This is a genomic window from Streptosporangium sp. NPDC048886 (assembly GCF_055586905.1).
Genome location: NZ_JBVJHH010000002.1, coordinates 20,280 through 37,570, shown reverse-complemented (window position 1 = coordinate 37,570; position 17,291 = coordinate 20,280). Strand labels below are relative to the sequence as shown.

Here is a 17,291-nt window from a genome sequence, read left to right as displayed (position 1 = left end):
ACGGAGGACGGGTTCAGGGAGTGCTCCTGCTGCCGGACATCCAGTTCCGCACGGCCGGGGCGTATCCGGTCGGCTTGTCCCCGACCTTGACCCCAGGACTGACCAGCCAGCTCTGATAGTCCGGCGTGAACATCTGGTAGACCGACCGGGGTGGCACGGAGCTCGCCTCGTCGAGCTCCGCGCGCAGCTCGGCCGGCAGCTCGGAGTCGAGGGCCGCCAGGTTGGCGTCAAGCTGGTCCGTGCTGCTCGCCCCTATGATCGCCGAGGCGACCCCGGGCTGGGTGGCGACCCAGTTGACGGCCACCTGGGCCATCGTCATATCGAGCCTGCCGGCGACATCTTCGAGTGTCGCCAGAAGCTGCCATTCCCGGTCCGTCCACGAGCGTCCGGGTGAGCCTCCGCCGCTGAGCCGGCCCTGCCCGACCAGGCCCCGGTCCGTATTCCGGTATTTCCCGGTGAGGAAGCCGCTCCCGAGGGGACTCCACGCGGTGATCCTGAGCCCCAGGCTCTGCCCCATGGCGATGTGTTCCACTTCGATCGTCCGGTCGACGAGGGAGTAGGGCAGTTGCAGGCTGACCACCGGTACGAGAGAGTTCGCCTCGGCAAGGGTCTGGGCCCGCGCCGCGTACCAACTGGGCACGTCGGACAGGCCCGCGTAGCGGATCTTTCCAGCCCTGGTGAGGTCGTCGAAGGTGCGCATGACCTCCTCGACAGGGGTGATCCGGTCCCAGGTGTGCAGCAGGAACAGGTCGATGTAGTCGGTGCGCAGGCGGCGCAGTGACGCCTCGACCGCTCTGATCATGTGCTTGCGTCCGTTGCCCCCCGCGTTCGGATCCCCGGGGTCGACGCTGTTGGTGAACTTGGTGGTGAGCACCACCCGGTCGCGCACCTTGGCTTCCGCGATGAGGTTGCCAAGGATCGTCTCGCTCTCACCGGCGGTGTAGAAATCGGCGGTGTCGATGAGGTTCCCGCCCGCTTCCAGGTAGCGATGGAAAATGGGGCGGGCTTCCTCCTCGGTCTTTCCGTATGCGGCGTGGAAACCGCCGGTGCCGAAATTCATCGTGCCCAGCGCCAGTCGGCTGACGCGTAGCCCGGAACGGCCGAGCAGATAGTAGTGGTCCAGGGGCATGGGAATTCCACTCCGTTCGGAGGACTCGCTTTTCAATGAGTGGAGACAGGCGTCGCCCGGTCGCTGAAGCGTGCGACGCATTCAGCTTGCGCAGCAAAAAATGGACTGTCAAGTCCAATCCTCCGTGACGGCCGTGTGGCTGTGCGGCCCCCTCCATGGCCGGGCGCGGCGCGCGTGGGCGCGCGGCAGTCGGACCGCGCGCCTGCTAATATGGACTGAAAAGTCCAATCTGGATGGTGACCATGCGCCCGCTGACACGCAAGGGAGCCGCGACGCGGCAGCGCATTCTCGAGGGCGCGGCCGCGCACATCCGCGAGTTCGGCGTAGCCGCCACGACCCTGGACGACGTCCTGGCCAGGACGTCGACGAGCAAGAGCCAGCTGTTCCACTACTTCCCGGGCGGGCGGGAGGAGTTGCTGCTGGCCGTGGCCCGCCTCGAGGCCGACCGTGTGCTGGAGGACCAGCGGCCCCAGCTCGACGGCCTCACCTCCTGGGCCGCCTGGCAGGCGTGGCGGGACAAGGTCGTCGACCGCTATCGGCGGCAGGGACGTCTGTGCCCGCTCAACTCCGTCACCTCACACCTGGGCAGCCGCACGCCCGGCGCCCAGGTCGTGGTCACCGAGTTGATGCGCCGCTGGCAGGCCGAGATCGCCACCGGTGTACGGCACATGCAGGACGCCGGCGAGATCGACCCGGGCCTGGATCCCGACCGGGCGGCGGCCGCCCTGCTGGCCGGCATCCAGGGCGGCGTGCTGATCCAGATGTCCACCGGCCAGACCGTCCATCTGGAGGCCGCCCTGGACATGGGCATCGCCCACCTCCGTGCCGGCACGTGGAGCAGCTCAGACAAGTGAGGCGTCAGCCGCCGTCCTGATCCGGGCGTACATCCTGCGCAGGCCCGGGCCGGGCTCCAGACCCAGATCATCGTCCAGCAACCGGGCGATCAGGCGATAGGCCGACAGAGCCTCCCCGCGGCGGCCGTCGCGGTCGAGGGCCCACATCAGCAACTCCCACAACCGCTCGCGATAAGGCTCCGCCGCCGTCGCGAGCGTCAGCTCGGCGATCGCCTCACCACAGTCGCCCTGCTCGATGTCGATCGCCCAGCGCTCCTCCATGGCTGACGCGCGAAGCTGCTCGAGCCAGGCGCGGCGGCCCTCGAAGAAGGCTCCGCTCAGCCCGTCGAGCGCCGGTCCGCGCCACAGCGCCAGCGCGCCGCGCAGCAGCCGGGAGGCCTCCGTGAGCTCCCCTCGCTCCCGGGCTTGCCGGGAGGCGGCGGTGGCCTGCCGGAACACCGTCACGTCGACCGTGCCGGGGTCCACGACCAGCTGGTAGCCCCGGCCCACCGATCTGATCTCCGCCTCGGTGCCCAGCCCGGCCGCACCGCCGTCGGTCAGCACCCGACGCAGGCGGGAGACGTACGTGCGGGTGCTCACGACGGCACTGCGCGGCGCCTCGCGGCCCCACAACGCGCTCACGATCTCGTCGAGCGAGATCTGACGCCCCTCGCCCAGGAGCAGCAGGGTGAGCACCCCCCGTTGTTGCGGAGACCCGACCTCCAGCTCTTCCCCACCGCTCCAGACCCTTGTCGGACCCAGTACCCCAAAGCTCACCCCGGCCATCGAGGTTCCCCACCCTCTCGCGTAGCGCGACCCGTCACTGATGCCCCGACGCCGTGCCCGGGCGTCTCCGACCGACCCTACTGACGCCGCGTCGGGCCTATTGACGCACTGCCGGGGTGGTCGGCAGCCGGTCGACCCCGAATGACGTACACGCACAGCGTCACGTGACGCTCGCGGAGACGATCCGGGCGAACCTACCTTCTGGGGCGTACTACCGCGGACCCGTGCGACGGCCGGCCGCCGTGCGGTCTCGCAGCCGTGCAGTCTCGCAAAGGAAAGCGTCCAAACAGTGATCGGACAGCCGAACGTGGTCTCGGCTCGGTGCAGGTTCACCGTTCTGGGACCGCCCGGTCTCGACCGCGGTGACATGCGGCTGGATCTCGGCGCACCGCAGCAACAGGCCGTCCTGATGTTGTTGCTGGCCAACAGCGGCAGCTCCGTGCGGATCGGTGAGCTGGTCGACGGTCTGTGGGGGGCGCGGGCACCGGGCACGGGCGAAGCCGTCATCCGGACCTACATCTCCCGCATCCGGCGGCTGCTGTCCGAGCACGGACTGGGGTCGGCGATCAGCTCCCAGTCCGGGGGCTACATGCTGGACCCGTCGCTGTTCGCGCTGGACGCCACCGAGTTCGCCGGTCTGCTCGGAACCGCCCGGCAGGAGCGCGCGAGCGGGAACATCCCGGCGGCCGCGAAGTGCCTGGAGGAGGCGCTCGACCTCTGGAGGGGCACGGCGCTGGCCGGGGTCCCGGGCGAGGCAGCCGAACGTGAGCGGTTCCGGCTGGAACGGCTGAAGCTGATCGCCACCCGGGAGTTGCTACAGCTCCGCCTGGAGCTGGGGGAGCACGCCGAAGTGGTGGCCGAGGTCCCGCTGCTCATCGAGCAGAACCGGCTCGAAGAGCCGTTGTACGAGATCTACCTCCTCGGCCTGTACCGCAGCGGCAGGCGGGCGGAGGCGCTCGAGATCTACCGGATGGTCTACGACCTGCTGGGCAAGGAACTGGGCGTCAGCCCGGGACCGCGGCTGCGGGAGATCCACGACAGGATCCTCCGGGCCGACGCGGACCATGACGAGTCCGCCCCCGCCCCACGGGCCGAGACGCCCGCCGCACACTCCCCGGAGCAGCCGGCGGAGAAGCCGGCGGAGAAGCCGGCCTCGCCCGAGCCGGCGAGCACGGAGCCGGCGAGCACGGAGCCGGCGAGCACGGAGCCGGAGCGGCCCGATCGGCAGTTCGTCGGGAGGGGCACGGAACGCGCCGCCTTCCAGGATCTGCTGAAGAAGAGCCATGGGGAACGTCCGGTTCTTCTCTTCGTCCGCGGACCCGCCGGTATCGGTAAGTCGACGCTGCTGCGGAAGTTCGCCGAGGACGCCGCTGCCGCGGGCCGGCGTGTGTGGCACCTCCACGGTCCGGCGACCACGCAAGCGCGCGAACACCTCGAACGATCCGCCGAGGAGCTCTCCGGCGTCTCCGGCGCGGTTCTCCTCATCGACTCCTTCGAAGAGCTGGGAGACCTCGAACCATGGCTGCGCGGCGAATACCTCCGGCAGTTGCCCGGTAACGCGATCACCGTGGTGGCGGGCCGGAGCGGGCCGAGCGCCGCCTGGCTCACCGACCCGGCCTGGTCCGGGACGATCGTGATCCGGCACCTCGAAGCCCTCACCGCCACCGAGTCTGCCGCGCTGGTAGAAGCCCGCGGCGTCGACCCCGGCCTCCGGAGGTCCATCGTGGACTTCGCCGCCGGCAACCCCTTCGCTCTGTCGCTCGCCGCCGAGGTCGGCAGGAGCATGTCGGCCACGGGAAAGCCGTCGCGGCGTGACGCCGTGCGGTACGTGGTCGACAACGTGCTCGCGCTCCTGGCCGGCAGCGTGCCGACGGAGACGTGCCGGTGGGCGCTGTACGTGTGCGCGCACGCCCGCCACACCACCGAGGACCTTCTCGGGGCGGTGGTTCCGGGCGGCCGGGCGGCGGAGCTGTTCGACTGGCTCCGAGCGCAACCGTATGTCGAAACCGCCGTCCACGGCCTGGAGATCAACGGTGTGCTGCGCGAGGCCCTCGACGACGACCTGCGGTGGCGGGACCCCGCCGGCTATGAGCGGATGCACCGGCGGATCCGCCACTACGTCATGGGCCGGCTCCTGCGCGACGCCCGAGACCCCCACGCGTGCGTGGCGGTCATGCGGACGATCAGCCATCTGCGCCGGCGCGGCGGGGTCGTGCGCCGGTACGTGTCCCGGGTGGGTGAGGAGGATCTGCGATCGTCCGGGGCGACCCGCGCCGACCACGACGAACTCCTCACCATGGCGGGCGAGACCCACGGCGAGTCCACGGCCGCGTCCGTCCGGTTCTGGCTGGACCGTCAACCAGGGGCCTTCTCCGTGCTCCGGTGCCGCAAGAGCAACCGTCTGCGTGCTTTCCTGAGCTGGCTGACCCTGCGGACGCCGGAACGGGAAGAACTGGAGGCCGACCCTGTCATGAGGGACATCTGGCACGACGTGCGCCAGATGACGGTGGTGCCCCCAAGGGCGCACATCGGGATCGCGCGGCATCTGATCTACCCGGCCCACGAGGCTGAGCCGTCTCCCGTCACAGACGTGCTCCAGGCGCGGATGATGCGCAGCTGGCTGCACGAACCAGGTCTGGCGGCCTCGTACCTGGTCGTCGAGGACCGGCAGTGGTGGCGGCCGTTGATGGAGTACCTGGATCAGTACGAGCTGGAGCGCGTCCGGGCGGACCATCCGTACGCGATATTCGGCCACGACTGGCTGGCCGACCCGCCGGAGGAATGGCGGGACCACCACCTGGACGAGGAGCTGTGGGCGGAACGGCACCTGAACCTGTTCCTCCGCCAGGACGTGTCCGGCGTGGACGGCTGAGGAGAACCAGTTCGCCGGCCGCGAGCACCACCTCCGTGTCCTCTCTGTCATCACCTGTTTAAGTGGTGATGGCAATTGCACGGCTGGAAGTCACCTGTCAAACTGGTGATGTGAAACATGTGTTTCTGTGCGGCAATCCCGCGCTCGACCTCGCCTGCACGCTCCGCGCGCGGCGCACCGCGCGCTTCGAGACGCTCGATGCCCCGGACCGGCTCGACGCGTGGTACGTGGAGTCCGGCATCGTCGACGTCCTCTCTCCCTGCCGGGAAGCGGATCTGGTCCAGGCGGTGGCGGTGCGGGAGGCCATCTACGCGCTGGTCACCGCCCGGCTCGCCGGTGACGGATACGACGGCGAGGCGCTCGCGCTGGTGAACGAGACAGCACGCAGGCCACCGGCGGCCCTCCAGCTCACGGCCGAAGGGCGGTGGGTGGAGGCGACCCCGGCTCAGGCGCTGTCCACGGTGGCCCGGCATGCCGTCGAGCTGCTCAGCGGGCCGGAGGTGCCGCTGATGAAGGAGTGCGCCAACCCCGAGTGCACGAAGATCTTCATTGATCGGTCGCGTGGCGGGCGCCGGGAGTGGTGCGGCATGGAGTCGTGCGGCAACAAGATCAAGGCGGCCGCTTACCGGGCCCGCAAGAAGGAGACGCAGATGGCCGGCGCGACCTGACCCCGATGGCTGCTATGGTGATAGACCTTGTGTTCAGATGTTAGGAGACCAGACGTGGCAGGTGACGTCGACATCTCCGGGTAACACCGGAGGTTGACCGGCCCCGGCAGGCGTGTATGACCGCCGCCGATGTGGGCCCTCGTCGTCGTTCCCCCAGTCCTGTTCCCCTGCCGGGCCCCGTTCGCGCGCCCGGGTTCTGCACCGAGGTCTGTCGCATGTCTGATGCTTTCATCATCTGTTCTGGCCTGTCCTTCTCCTGGCCTGACGACACCCCTGTCTTCAGCGACCTGTCCTTCACCGTGGGCGGCGGCCGTACGGGCCTCGTCGCCCCGAACGGCGCTGGCAAGAGCACGCTGCTCAAGCTGGTCGCCGGCGAGTTGCGGCCCGGCGGCGGCGGCGTGTCCGTCAGCGGCTCGCTGGGCTACCTGCCGCAGAGTCTGCCGCTCACCGGCGACCTGACCGTGGCAGAGGTCCTGGACATCGCCCCTGTGATCGCCGCGCTGGACGCCATCGAGTCAGGGGACGCGAGCGAGGAGCACTTCACCACGATCGGCAACGACTGGGACATCGAGGAGCGCACCCGAGCCCAGCTCGACCGGCTCGGGCTCGGCGACCTGGAGTTCGCGCGTACGCTGCGCACTCTGAGCGGCGGCCAGATCGTCTCGCTCGGCCTGGCCGCGCAGCTGCTCAAGCGCCCCGACGTCCTGCTGCTCGACGAGCCCACCAACAACCTCGACCTCGACGCGCGCCGCAGGCTCTACGACGTGCTCGGCGACTGGAACGGCTGCCTGCTCGTGGTCAGTCACGACCGGGCCCTGCTCGACCGCATGGACCGCATCGCCGAGCTGGACCGGGGCGGGGTCCGCTTCTACGGCGGCGACTTCACCGCCTACGAGGAGGCCGTGCGCACGGAGCGGGAGGCCGCCGAGCGCGGCGTGCGCAGCGCCGAGCAGGAGCTCAAGCGCGAGAAGCGGGAGATGCAGCAGGCCAGGGAGCGGGCCGAGCGCCGGGCCAGCAACGCCGCCCGCAACCTCAAGAACGCCGGCCTGCCGCGCATCTTCGCGGGGAACATGAAGCGTGGCGCCCAGGAGTCGGCCGGGCGGTCGGGCCAGATGCACGCCGCCCGCGTCAGCGATGCCAAGGCCCGGCTCGACGAGGCGGGGCGGGCGCTGCGTGACGACCAGAGGATCACGCTGGAGCTGCCGGGGACGAACGTGCCCGCGGGTCGCACGGTCTTCCTCGGTGAAAGCCTCCAGATCCGCGGCCTGTTCGCCGGGCCCGGCGTCGACCTGGTGATCCGCGGACCCGAGCGCATCGCGCTGACCGGCCCCAACGGTGTGGGCAAGTCCACCCTGCTGCGTCTGATCAGCGGGGAGCTGGAGCCGGACGGCGGCACGGCCAGGCGGGCCGACGGCCGGGTGGCCTACCTGTCACAGCGGCTGGATCTGCTCGACGTGGAGCGTACGGTGGCGCAGAACCTGGCCGCGTCCGCCCCCGGCATGGCGGAGTCGGAGCGGATGAACCTGCTGGCCCGTTTCCTGTTCCGCGGCGCGCGTGCGCATCTGCCTGTCGGGGTGCTGTCGGGCGGCGAACGGCTGCGGGCCACGCTGGCCTGCGTGTTGTGCGCGGAGCCCGCGCCGCAGCTCCTGCTGCTGGACGAGCCCACGAACAACCTCGACCTGGTCAGCGTCGGCCAGCTGGAGAGCGCGCTCGGCGCGTACGAGGGGGCGTTCGTGGTGGTCAGCCACGACGAGCGGTTCCTCGCGGAGATCAAGGTGGAGCGCTGGCTGGAGCTGTCCGGCGGGCGTCTCCTGGAGACCGGAGGGCCCGCCGGTGAGTGACGCGCTGCTCGCCCGCGATCTCGTACGGACGCTGGGCGCGCGGCGCGTGCTCGACGGCGTCTCGCTCACCGCCGCGCCCGGGGACAGGGTCGGCCTGATCGGCGAGAACGGCGCCGGCAAGTCCACGCTCCTACGGCTGCTGGCCGGGGTGGACCGGCCAGACTCCGGCACCGTCGTACGCCCCGCCGACCTCGGCTTCCTGCACCAGGAGATGCCCTTCGACAGCCGGGCCACAATCGCTGACGTGCTCGACGACGCCCTGCGCGAGGCGCGCGCGGACCTGGCCGAGCTGGATCGGCTCGCCCGCGCGCTCACCGCCGCTCCGGACGACGCCGCTCTGCTCGGCGAGTACGGGGTGCGGCTGGAGCAGACTCAGGAGCGCGAGTCCTGGGACGCCGACCGGCGCGCCGGGATCGTCCTCGACCGGTTCGGCCTCGACGGTGTGCCGCACTCCCGTGCGCTCGCGTCGCTGTCGGGAGGGCAGCGCGGGCGGCTGGCCCTGGCGGCGCTGCTCATCAGGCGGCCCGCGGCGCTGCTGCTCGACGAGCCCACCAACCACCTGGACGACGACGCCGCGGTGTTCGTGGAGGAGCAGCTGCGTGGCATGACCGGCGTCGTGGTCGTGGCCAGCCACGACCGGGCGTTCCTGGACTCGGTCTGCACCGACCTGATCGATCTCGACCCGACGGTGGACGGGCCCGTCCGGTACGGGGGCAGGTACGCCGCATACCTGGCCGACAAGCGCGCGGAGCGAGAACGCTGGGAGCGGCGGCACGCGGATGAGCAGGCGGAGCTCGGCGAGCTGCGCGCGGCCGTCGCCGTGACGGCGCGGCAGGTGACGCACGACCGGCTGAAGCGCGACAACGAGAAGATGGGGTACGGGCACGCCGGGGGCCGGGTGCAGCAGCAGATCGCGCGGCGGGTGCGCAACGCCGCCCGCCGGCTCGCCCAGCTGGAACGCGAGCAGGTCCCCGCCCCACCGCCCCCGCTCCGCTTCAGCCCTCGTCCCCTGGTCGCCGACGCCGCGGAGGCCGCCCACGCCACGGACGCCGCCGAATCCGGCGATCCCCACGACGACGCCTTGCTGTCACTGCGGGACGTGCGGGTACCGGGACGGCTCTCGATCGACCGGCTCGACCTGCCGCTCGGGGAGCGGCTGCTGGTCACCGGGTCCAACGGAGCGGGCAAGTCGACGCTCCTGGCCGTGCTGGCCGGGCTGCTGGAGGCGGAGGGCGTGGTCCGGCGGCGGCCCGGCCTGACCGTCGCGCTGCTGGCCCAGGACACCGTCTTCGAGCGGCCGGACCGGACAGTGCGGGAGACGTACGAGCGGGCGCTCGGTCCGGAGCGCGCCGAGTCCGTGCCATTGCGCTCGCTCGGCCTGATCGGCTCCCGCGATGTGGACCTGCGAGTGAGGGAGCTGTCCGTCGGTCAGCGCCGCCGGCTCGCGCTGGCGCTGCTGGTGGCCGACCCGCCCGGAGTGCTTCTGCTCGACGAGCCCACCAACCACCTTTCGCCCCGCCTCGCCGACGAGCTGGAAGAGGCCCTGGGCGCCGATGGGCCCGGCGCGATCGTGGTCGCCAGCCATGATCGGTGGTTGCGCGCCCGCTGGCGGGGTCACCACATCCGGCTGCCATGAACCCTCGCGCGTCACCGCCTTGACGAGTGACGCATCGGGGTGTCAATATCGTCACCAGTTGAACCGGTGACGCTCGATGCGTTCCCGGCCCTGCTCCACCAGCCCAGAAGGGAAAAGCCATGGCTGTCAGCTACACCGGGGTCGTCACCGTCACAGGAGAGGGGCGCAACGGAGGCCGGATCCAAGCCGACGACGGCCTCCTCGACACCACGCTCGCCATCCCGCAGCAGCTCGGCGGGGCAGGCGGGGCCACCAATCCCGAGCAGTTGTTCGCCGCGGGCTGGGGCTCCTGCTTCCTCGGCGCGGTCAGGAGGGCGGCGGCGCAGCGCAAGGTCACGCTGAAGAGCACGGCCATCACGGCGGAGGTGACCCTGCACCACGGCGACGACGGCGAGTTCGGCCTCAGCGCCGTGCTCAACCTGGAACTCGGTGGCGTGGACCAGCGGACGGCCGACGAGCTCGGCGCCGCGGCCCACCAGATCTGCCCCTACTCCAAGGCGATCCGCGGCAACATCCCGGTCACCATCAACGCGAAAGCCGTCTGAGGTGCGGCCGGCGCACGACGCCGCCGAGACTGCACGGCGTGCCCGCTTCGGCCGGCTGCCCGAGCGGGTCCGGCTCGAGGACATGGTCGAAGAGCGTGCAGCCACCGCGCCGGACCCCGCGCAGCGGGCCTACGACGCGGACGGATGGCTCGTGCGCTACTGCCTGTGAAACGTGGAGGGGCATCATGATGCGCATTCCCAGATCCGTGAGAGCGCTGGCGGTCGCCACGATCGTGGTGGCCGTCGCCCTGGGCTGCCTGGCCCAGGTGTTCTGAGCGGCCGACATCAGGCCGGTCCCCGCTGTCGGCGCTGGTGAGATGCTCGTCCAGCCGGGCTCTCGAAAGCGGTCGCGTTACTCGACGGCACGCAGGTGCGTCATCCGCCGTCTTCGGAGCCTTGTCCGGCCGCCTCCGCCCATCGGGCGAGCTGGTGCCGGGTATTCAACGCGTGCGGGTGTCCGGTGCCCAGGACCCGCTCGCGTATCGGCAGCAGTGCGGCCAGTCGGTCGCGGGCGGCGGCCGCGTCCCCGGCCTGTCCCGTTGAGTGGGCGAGCTCGGCTCGGGTATTCAACGCGTGCGGGTGTCCGGTGCCCAGGACCCGCTCGCGTATCGGCAGCAGGGCGGCCAGTCGGTCGCGGGCGGCGGCCGCGTCCCCGGCCTCCCTTGTCCAGTAGGCGAGGTTGCCCCAGACGGTCAGGGTGAGCGGGTGCTCGGCTCCTGCCACTCGCTCAAGCGTCGGCAGCAGGGCGGCGTACTGGTCACGTCCCCCAGCCGCGTTCCCGGCCTTCCCTGTCATGCGGGCGAGGCTGTCGCGCAGGGCCAGCGTGTCCAGGTGCTCAGCACCCAGCGTCCGCTCATGCGCCGGCAGCAGGGCGGCCAGTTGGTCGCGGGCGGCGGCCGCGTCCCCGGCCTGTCCCGTTGAGTAGGCGAGCTCGGCTCGGGTGATCAGTGTGTGCGGATGCTCGGCACCCAGGACCCGCTCATGCACCGGCAGCAGGGCGGCCAGTTGGTCACACGCCGCAGCCGCGTCCCCAGCCTCCCTTGTCCAATAGGCGAGGGAGTGCCGGACGGCCAGTGTGTCCGGATGCTCGGCGCCCAGGGCCCGTTCAAGCGCCGGCAGCAGGGCGGTGAGCTGGTCGCGGGCGGTGGCCGCGTCCCCCGCCTCTCCCGTCTGGGAGGCGGACCCGGCCTGGGTGAGCAGCGCGTCCGGATGCTCGGCTCTCCGCACCCGTGCGCCTATCCGCAGCAGGACGGCGGCGCTGATCGCCAGAACTGCCAGGCCGATCACCACGTCGGCCACGCTGACGCTCCTGTCCGGTACATCCAGGGCCCCGGGCGCGGCCGCAGACGGATCAGCGATGAACCCGGCCAGCTCCGCACCGGTCAACAGAATCAAGACGACCGCGATGGTGATGGCCACGACACGAGACGCGAGCAAGGAGCCTGACGAGGAGTCGACCGGGAGCGGCTGCGGATCAGCGGGAGTCGGCACGCTTCCCAGCGTGCCGCCCCAAAAGACCGGCATATATACATGTGGCCTACCTGTTACCGGTCATCTCCACAGCAAGGGCAGGGGCAGGGAGGCCGCTCCGTGGGGACCTGCTCGCCGTGACGGGCGGGGCCCCGGAGGCGGCCGGCCCTTCTCCGCCTACGCCCGCTGCCAGGCGTGGAACAGCCTGAGGCTCTCGGCGAGCTGTGAGTGCAGCGGGTACGGCGGCGCGTCCGGCGCGAACCAGCCCAGCTCGTCGAACTTGTGAGGCTCGCCGATGGCGACTCCGGCGGGATCCACCTCGACCGCGAAGACGACCGCGACCCAGTGGGAGGCCGGCTCCTCCCGGAGGACGTTGCGGACTCCGATCGTCTCGATCTTCAGCGCGTCGGCCGAGTATTCCTCGCGGACCTCTCGTGCGACGGCCGCCTCGAACGTCTCGCCGTACTCCAGCGCCCCGGCCCCGCAGTCCCAGGTGCCGGGCTCGTCCCGGGCGCCGCTGCCACGCCGGGCCAGCAGCACCCGGCCGTGGCCGTCGTGGCAGATGAACACGCAGGAGACGGAGGGCGTCCTGCGTGCTCCCCCGGTGGTGGACCCGGACTGCCGGGAGGGGCCGTCCGACGGCGAGGTGGTGCTCATGCGAGGGATCCTTCGCTCTCAGAAGTGGTCGGGCAGCTCGGAGAACTTCCGGAGCCGCAGCACACCTGTGTCGGCGGGGTCGAGCTCGCTGTGCTCGAGCACCCAGGTGTTGTCGTTCGGGATGAAGACCGCGTTCATGCCCGCCTGCCGGGCGGGGAGGATGTCGGACTTCGGGGAGTTGCCGATCATCCAGGTCGTCGCGGGCGTCAGGCTGTGCTCCCGGGCGAGCCACCGGTAGGTGTCGACGTTCTTCTCGGCCACGATGTGGATGCCGCCGAAGTGGTGCGCGAGCCCGGAGACCTCCAGCTTGCGCTGCTGCTCGTCCGTGTCGCCCTTGGTGAGCAGGAGCAGGTCGTGCCGGTCGCCGAGGTCGGCGAGCGTCTCGGAGACGCCGGGGACCAGCTCCACACGTCCTTCGACGAGAGCCGTCGCCAGCTCGTCGATGTGGCGGAGCTCCGCCCCGGTCGCCGGCCGCTCGCGCAGCCGCTCCAGGCACTCGCCGAGGCTGCGCAGGAACATCTTGCTGCCGTATCCGTGCACGACCGCGTTCGCCGCCTCGATGTCGTCGAGGATGGCGCGGATCTCGGCCCTGTCGAGCGTCGGGTGCTCCAGCCAGTGGAGGAAGTCGTCGATGACGCGCTCGAACAGGATGTTGTTCTCCCACAGCGTGTCGTCGGCGTCGAAGACGAGCACCTGCCCGCTGAGTCTCATGGCGGCACCTCCGGAGTGTGTTGTCGACGGCCTCCGTGACGCGCCGTTGTTGCGGCCCGGCCCCGGCGGGAGCCGTCAGGTCCGCACCGTTCCCGATTCCCCGCCGGCCCGCGAAGAGTATCAAGCAGTGCTACGCGCCTCATATCGGGTTTCGTGCCGGGGCGCGGGCCGCCGCCCGAGGTGCCCGCCCCGGACGTCCGCCTCCGGCCGCCGTCCTCCGGCCCCCGTCCGGAACGCCCGCTGCGCCCGTCGGAGCGCCCGCCGGACGACCCTCACGTGATCGGGGTGGCCCGCATCCGGGGCTGGCGGCCGTATCCAGACTGTGATGCGATCTCGTGACAGATCGAAAGGCGCCAATCGCATAAAAATGGTTATCGTTTCTCTGGTGTCACGCCGGGGGCCGTCCCCGGGCGGCTCGGGAACGCGCGGAGCCGCTCTGCCGTACCGCAAAGGATGATCGCGTGAACAGGAGCCGTCGCGGGTTGGGTCTTTTCTCGATGAGGACACGCGGAGGTGCCCGGCCGGGGGCCGGGGCCGTGGCCGCGCTGGGGACGGCCCTGCTCGCCGCCCTGGCGGCCTGCGGCGGCCAGGGGGACAGCGGGCGGGCGGCGGGGGCGCTCGTCCTGGCCGCCCCGCGCGACCTCGTGGCCGGTCCGGAGGATCCGTACTTCACCCATCGGACGCTGGGGGTGTGGGAGCCCCTGGTGACCCTGGACGACGGGATGCGGCCGGCGCCCGCGCTGGCGACCGGGTGGGAGCGTTCCGGCGGAGGCCGGAGATGGACGTTCACCCTGCGCACCGGTGTGAGGTTCAGCGACGGGACACCGCTGACCGCCGAGGCGGTGGTCGCCAACGTCGAGCGGTTCCGGCGCATCGCGCCCAGGCCGTCGGCCTTCTTCAGCCTCGACGCGGGGATGGAGGCGGCCTACGGCAAGCTCACCGGCGTGCGGGCCGAGGGTGGGAAGGTCGTGTTCACCCTGGCCGAGCCGGTCGCGGACCTGCCCGCCAGGCTGGCCGACTTCTACAGCATGATCCAGGCGCCGGCGGCGTTCGGGGCCGGCGGGGAGTTCACCGGTGGCCCGGTGGGCACGGGACCCTACACGCTGGTCTCCTGGTCGAAGGGGCGGCAGGCGGAGCTGGCCGCCAACCCGGGCTACTGGGGCGGCAGGCCGGCCTTCGACAGGGTCGTGGTGAAGACGGTCCCGGACGCCAACGCGCGGGTGGCGGCGCTGCGGGCCGGTGAGGTCGCCGGGCTGATGGACAAGGGCGCCCTGCTCCCCGGACAGGTCGCCGCGGTCGCCGCCGACGGCAGGTTCCGGGTCACCCGCACCCCCTCCGTGCTCACCCACTACCTGACCTTCAACGCCTCCCGGGGACCGTTCGCGGACCCGGGACTGCGCGAGGCGGTGGATCTGGCGATCGACCGGCAGGCCATCGCCGGCACGCTGCTGGCGGGTACGGCGACACCCGGCGCGCCGTTCCTGTCGCCGATCTTCGGAGCCCTGTCCGATCCCGGCCTCCGCCCGGTCCACGACCCCGCCCGGGCACGCGCGCTCGTCGCCGCGGCGGGCCGCCCGGCCGGGCCGGTCTCCATCCTGATCTCCTCGTCGGAGACCGGCCAGTTCCCCTACGCCGACATCGCCGAGGTGCTGCGGGCCGACCTCCAGGCGGTGGGCCTGCCCGCCCGGGTGAACGTGGCCGAGGCGACGAAGGCGGTCATGGAGGCCGGAGACTACGACATCTTCCTGAGCGCCTACAGTGTGCCCAACGGCGACCCCGACTACCTGTTCCGCCGCTTCCTGCGCTCCGACGCGGCCTGGAACCGCGAGCGCAACCTCGGCTACCGCAGCGAGGAGTTCGACCGGCTGATCGACCGGGCCGCGGCCGCCGCCGGCGCGGACGAGCGCCGTGAGCTCTACCACCGGGTCCAGCGGCTGCTGGCCGCCGACCGGCCGATGATCCCGCTCGCCTACCAGGACAACCCGGTGGTGACGAGCACCGCGGTGAAGGGTCTCACGCAGAGTCCGGCCTACCTGGTGGATCTCGCCGGACTGGCGCCGTCGCGGTGACCGCCGCCCTGCGGCACGTGGCGCGGACGCTCCTCATCCTGCTGGTGCTGTCGGCGCTGACCTTCCTCCTGACATCCCTGGCGCCCGGAGACCCGGCGGAGGAGATCCTCCGCCGCGGCGGCGTCCAGCCCACGGCGGAGAGCGTGGCCGTGCTGCGGGGCGAGCTCGGCCTCGACCGGCCGCTGTTCTCCCAGTACCTCCACTGGCTGCTCGGCGTGCTGCGAGGCGACTTCGGGCGCTCCCACGTCGACCGCGCGCCGGTGGCCGCCGAGATCCTGTCACGGGTCCCGGCGACGCTGTGGCTGGCCGGGGTGGCCTCGCTCATCGCGGTCGGGCCGGCCGTGCTCGTGTCGGTCCGCGCCGCCCTCCGGCCACGCGCCCTCGACAGCCGGATCGCGCGGGCCGTGGCGGTGACGGTCGCGGCCGTCCCGCCGTACGTCGTCGGCATCCTGCTGATCGGCGTGGTCGCCGTCGGCGCGCGGGCCCTGCCGACCGGTGGAGACGGCTCCCCGGAGGCGGTGATCCTGCCGGCCGTCACCCTCGGCCTGGCCGGTACGGCCACGCTGCTCCGGCTGCTCCGGGCCGACCTGGCGGCCGTGACGCGGCTGCCCTTCGTCAAGCTCGCCGTGGCCAAGGGCCTGACCGCGCGCCGCACCGTCGTGGTGCACGCGCTGCGCGCGGCCGCGCCCGGCGCGATCACCGCGGCCGGGATCGTGCTCACCGAGCTGCTGGCCGGCGCGGTGGTCGTCGAGAACCTGTTCGCCTGGCCCGGCGTGGGCCAGCTCGCCGTGTCGGCGATCCGGCAGCGGGACATCCCGACCGTGCAGGCGTACGTGCTGCTCGTCGCGCTCGGGACCGTGCTGGTCCTGGCCCTGGCCGAGCTGGGCGCGTCGCTGGCCGACCCCCGGACGCGACGGTGACGGGTCACCGCCCGCGGCCGCCCGCCGGGGGCGTCGCCGGCGCGCTGCTGTTCGGCGCGGTCGTCCTGTTCTGCCTGGCGGCGCCGGTGCTGTCGCCCCACGACCCCTACCGGCCGGACCTGGCGCGGGCCCTGCTCCCGGCCGGCGGGGAGCACTGGCTCGGGACCGACCAGCTCGGGCGCGACCTGCTCACCAGGACGGCCGCGGCGGGCCGTACCTCGCTGCTGCTGGCCACCGCCGTCACCGCCGTCACCACCGCGGCCGGCACGGTCGCCGGCGCCGTGGCGGGCCTGGCGGGCGGCCGGCTCGACCGGCTGCTGCGGTCGGCGGCGGCCGTGGCGCTCGCGCTGCCCGGCCTCACGCTCGCGCTGGCCCTGACCGGGGTGCTGCCGCCCGGCTTCACCGCCGTCCTCGTCGCCCTCGTGCCGCTGGGGTGGGTGAGCTGCGCCCTCGTCGTCCGGGCCGCGGTCGTGCGGGCGGCGGCCTCCGGCCACGTGCTGGCGGCCCGGGCGATGGGCGCGTCGCCCTTCTACCTGCTGCGCCGCACCATCCTCCCGCACGCGGTCGGGCCCGCCCTCACCGTCGCCACCGGTGACATGGGCAAGAGTCTGGTCGCGGCGACCTCGTTGAGCTTCCTCGGCATCGGCCTGCCGCCGCCGGAGGTCGACTGGGGCGGGATGGTCAGCGAGGCGACGGCCCTGCTCGTGGTCACTCCGCGGCTCGCGGCCGCGCCGGCGCTCGCTCTGGCCCTGACCAGTCTGGGTGTCACGCTCATGGCCGACGCGCTCCGCGAGGCCCGTCCCACCGGATGAGTCGCACCGGATGAGGGGAAAAGCCCCACCTCTTTTCCGGTCTGCCGCTATCCTTGACTTTGATCATGACTGGCTCCCTTACCCTCCCCGGCGCGTCTTACACCCCGATGATGCCGGTTGGGATGGGTGACTGCTGTGATCTGCGGTTACAGGGGTCCCTGTCCGGTTTCGGGGGCCGGCGTCACGGCTGCGGAGGGGAATGGCGGGTGACTCGGCGGGTCAGGTGAGGAAATTGAGCACGCCTCATGACTGTCAAAGAAAAGTTTCAAGACCATTTCGGACAAGGGTGCCTATGGTTTAGGCTCCATCGCTTACGTGGGCAGAACCGCCCGGATCGGTGTT

At 71.7% G+C, this 17,291-nt stretch carries 14 protein-coding genes; 9 read left to right on the top strand and 5 right to left on the bottom strand.

From position 1 onward, the window contains the following. Nucleotides 1-13: 13 nt before the first annotated feature. Nucleotides 14-1,129, bottom strand: a complete 1,116-nt coding sequence (locus ACZ6R6_RS02495) for an aldo/keto reductase (protein ID WP_470089562.1) — start codon at nucleotides 1,127-1,129, stop codon at nucleotides 14-16. Nucleotides 1,130-1,371: 242 nt separating this feature from the next. Here ACZ6R6_RS02495 and ACZ6R6_RS02490 point away from each other — a divergent pair, with 242 nt between their 5' ends. After that, nucleotides 1,372-1,983 (top strand): TetR/AcrR family transcriptional regulator, encoded by a 612-nt coding sequence (locus ACZ6R6_RS02490; protein WP_470089561.1) that lies wholly within the window; start codon nucleotides 1,372-1,374, stop codon nucleotides 1,981-1,983. Here the strand turns inward: ACZ6R6_RS02490 and ACZ6R6_RS02485 are convergent. Next, on the bottom strand, nucleotides 1,972-2,658 hold the full coding sequence (locus ACZ6R6_RS02485; protein ID WP_470089560.1) for an AfsR/SARP family transcriptional regulator: 687 nt from the start codon (nucleotides 2,656-2,658) through the stop codon (nucleotides 1,972-1,974). The two genes, ACZ6R6_RS02490 and ACZ6R6_RS02485, sit on opposite strands and share 12 nt — an antisense overlap. A 379-nt stretch (nucleotides 2,659-3,037) precedes the next feature. Between ACZ6R6_RS02485 and ACZ6R6_RS02480 the strand changes: the two genes are divergently transcribed. The 5 genes from ACZ6R6_RS02480 (at nucleotide 3,038) to ACZ6R6_RS02460 (ending at nucleotide 10,310) form a co-directional block, all read left to right on the top strand. After that, nucleotides 3,038-5,620, top strand: coding sequence for a BTAD domain-containing putative transcriptional regulator (locus tag ACZ6R6_RS02480; RefSeq protein ID WP_470089558.1), 2,583 nt, complete (start codon nucleotides 3,038-3,040; stop codon nucleotides 5,618-5,620). A 110-nt stretch (nucleotides 5,621-5,730) separates the two neighbouring features. After that, nucleotides 5,731-6,288 carry a CGNR zinc finger domain-containing protein gene (locus ACZ6R6_RS02475; protein WP_470089557.1) on the top strand — a complete coding sequence of 186 codons (558 nt, stop codon included), beginning with the start codon at nucleotides 5,731-5,733 and terminating at the stop codon, nucleotides 6,286-6,288. Nucleotides 6,289-6,503: 215 nt separating this feature from the next. Beyond that, entirely contained in the window at nucleotides 6,504-8,129 is a 1,626-nt protein-coding gene (locus tag ACZ6R6_RS02470; protein ID WP_470089555.1) for an ABC-F family ATP-binding cassette domain-containing protein, read from the top strand. Then, nucleotides 8,122-9,765, top strand: coding sequence for an ABC-F family ATP-binding cassette domain-containing protein (locus ACZ6R6_RS02465; protein WP_470089554.1), 1,644 nt, complete (start codon nucleotides 8,122-8,124; stop codon nucleotides 9,763-9,765). Before ACZ6R6_RS02470 ends, ACZ6R6_RS02465 begins: the two co-directional genes overlap by 8 nt. Before the next feature lie 119 nt (nucleotides 9,766-9,884). Then, nucleotides 9,885-10,310, top strand: coding sequence for an organic hydroperoxide resistance protein (locus ACZ6R6_RS02460; RefSeq protein ID WP_470089553.1), 426 nt, complete (start codon nucleotides 9,885-9,887; stop codon nucleotides 10,308-10,310). A 375-nt stretch (nucleotides 10,311-10,685) separates the two neighbouring features. Here ACZ6R6_RS02460 and ACZ6R6_RS02455 read toward each other — a convergent pair whose 3' ends face one another. The 3 genes from ACZ6R6_RS02455 to ACZ6R6_RS02445 all read right to left on the bottom strand — a co-directional run bounded on the left by ACZ6R6_RS02455 (nucleotide 10,686) and on the right by ACZ6R6_RS02445 (nucleotide 13,148). Beyond that, entirely contained in the window at nucleotides 10,686-11,729 is a 1,044-nt protein-coding gene (locus ACZ6R6_RS02455) for a tetratricopeptide repeat protein (RefSeq protein ID WP_470089551.1), read from the bottom strand. Nucleotides 11,730-11,957: 228 nt separating this feature from the next. Continuing rightward, on the bottom strand, nucleotides 11,958-12,437 hold the full coding sequence (locus tag ACZ6R6_RS02450; protein ID WP_470089550.1) for an NUDIX domain-containing protein: 480 nt from the start codon (nucleotides 12,435-12,437) through the stop codon (nucleotides 11,958-11,960). An 18-nt stretch (nucleotides 12,438-12,455) separates the two neighbouring features. Beyond that, nucleotides 12,456-13,148, bottom strand: coding sequence for an HAD family hydrolase (locus ACZ6R6_RS02445; RefSeq protein WP_470089549.1), 693 nt, complete (start codon nucleotides 13,146-13,148; stop codon nucleotides 12,456-12,458). 497 nt (nucleotides 13,149-13,645) lie between these two features. Here ACZ6R6_RS02445 and ACZ6R6_RS02440 point away from each other — a divergent pair, with 497 nt between their 5' ends. Genes ACZ6R6_RS02440 through ACZ6R6_RS02430 form a run of 3 tightly spaced genes read left to right on the top strand, consistent with a single transcriptional unit; the run spans nucleotide 13,646 to nucleotide 16,949 of the window. Then, complete coding sequence (locus tag ACZ6R6_RS02440; protein ID WP_470089547.1) at nucleotides 13,646-15,217, top strand: ABC transporter substrate-binding protein; 1,572 nt, start codon at nucleotides 13,646-13,648, stop codon at nucleotides 15,215-15,217. Continuing rightward, on the top strand, nucleotides 15,214-16,137 hold the full coding sequence (locus ACZ6R6_RS02435) for an ABC transporter permease (RefSeq protein ID WP_470089546.1): 924 nt from the start codon (nucleotides 15,214-15,216) through the stop codon (nucleotides 16,135-16,137). The genes ACZ6R6_RS02440 and ACZ6R6_RS02435 overlap by 4 nt, the downstream gene beginning before the upstream one ends. Beyond that, complete coding sequence (locus ACZ6R6_RS02430) at nucleotides 16,134-16,949, top strand: ABC transporter permease (RefSeq protein ID WP_470089544.1); 816 nt, start codon at nucleotides 16,134-16,136, stop codon at nucleotides 16,947-16,949. The genes ACZ6R6_RS02435 and ACZ6R6_RS02430 overlap by 4 nt, the downstream gene beginning before the upstream one ends. Nucleotides 16,950-17,291: the final 342 nt, after the last annotated feature.

What these genes read in the sequence shown, in the direction of transcription:
- ACZ6R6_RS02495 (WP_470089562.1), bottom strand. Translation starts at nt 1,129, where the DNA reads ATGCCCCTGGACCACTACTATCTGCTCGGCCGTTCCGGGCTACGCGTC.
- ACZ6R6_RS02490 (WP_470089561.1), top strand. Translation starts at nt 1,372, where the DNA reads ATGCGCCCGCTGACACGCAAGGGAGCCGCGACGCGGCAGCGCATTCTC.
- ACZ6R6_RS02470 (WP_470089555.1), top strand. Translation starts at nt 6,504, where the DNA reads ATGTCTGATGCTTTCATCATCTGTTCTGGCCTGTCCTTCTCCTGGCCT.
- ACZ6R6_RS02460 (WP_470089553.1), top strand. Translation starts at nt 9,885, where the DNA reads ATGGCTGTCAGCTACACCGGGGTCGTCACCGTCACAGGAGAGGGGCGC.
- ACZ6R6_RS02450 (WP_470089550.1), bottom strand. Translation starts at nt 12,437, where the DNA reads ATGAGCACCACCTCGCCGTCGGACGGCCCCTCCCGGCAGTCCGGGTCC.
- ACZ6R6_RS02445 (WP_470089549.1), bottom strand. Translation starts at nt 13,148, where the DNA reads ATGAGACTCAGCGGGCAGGTGCTCGTCTTCGACGCCGACGACACGCTG.
- ACZ6R6_RS02440 (WP_470089547.1), top strand. Translation starts at nt 13,646, where the DNA reads ATGAGGACACGCGGAGGTGCCCGGCCGGGGGCCGGGGCCGTGGCCGCG.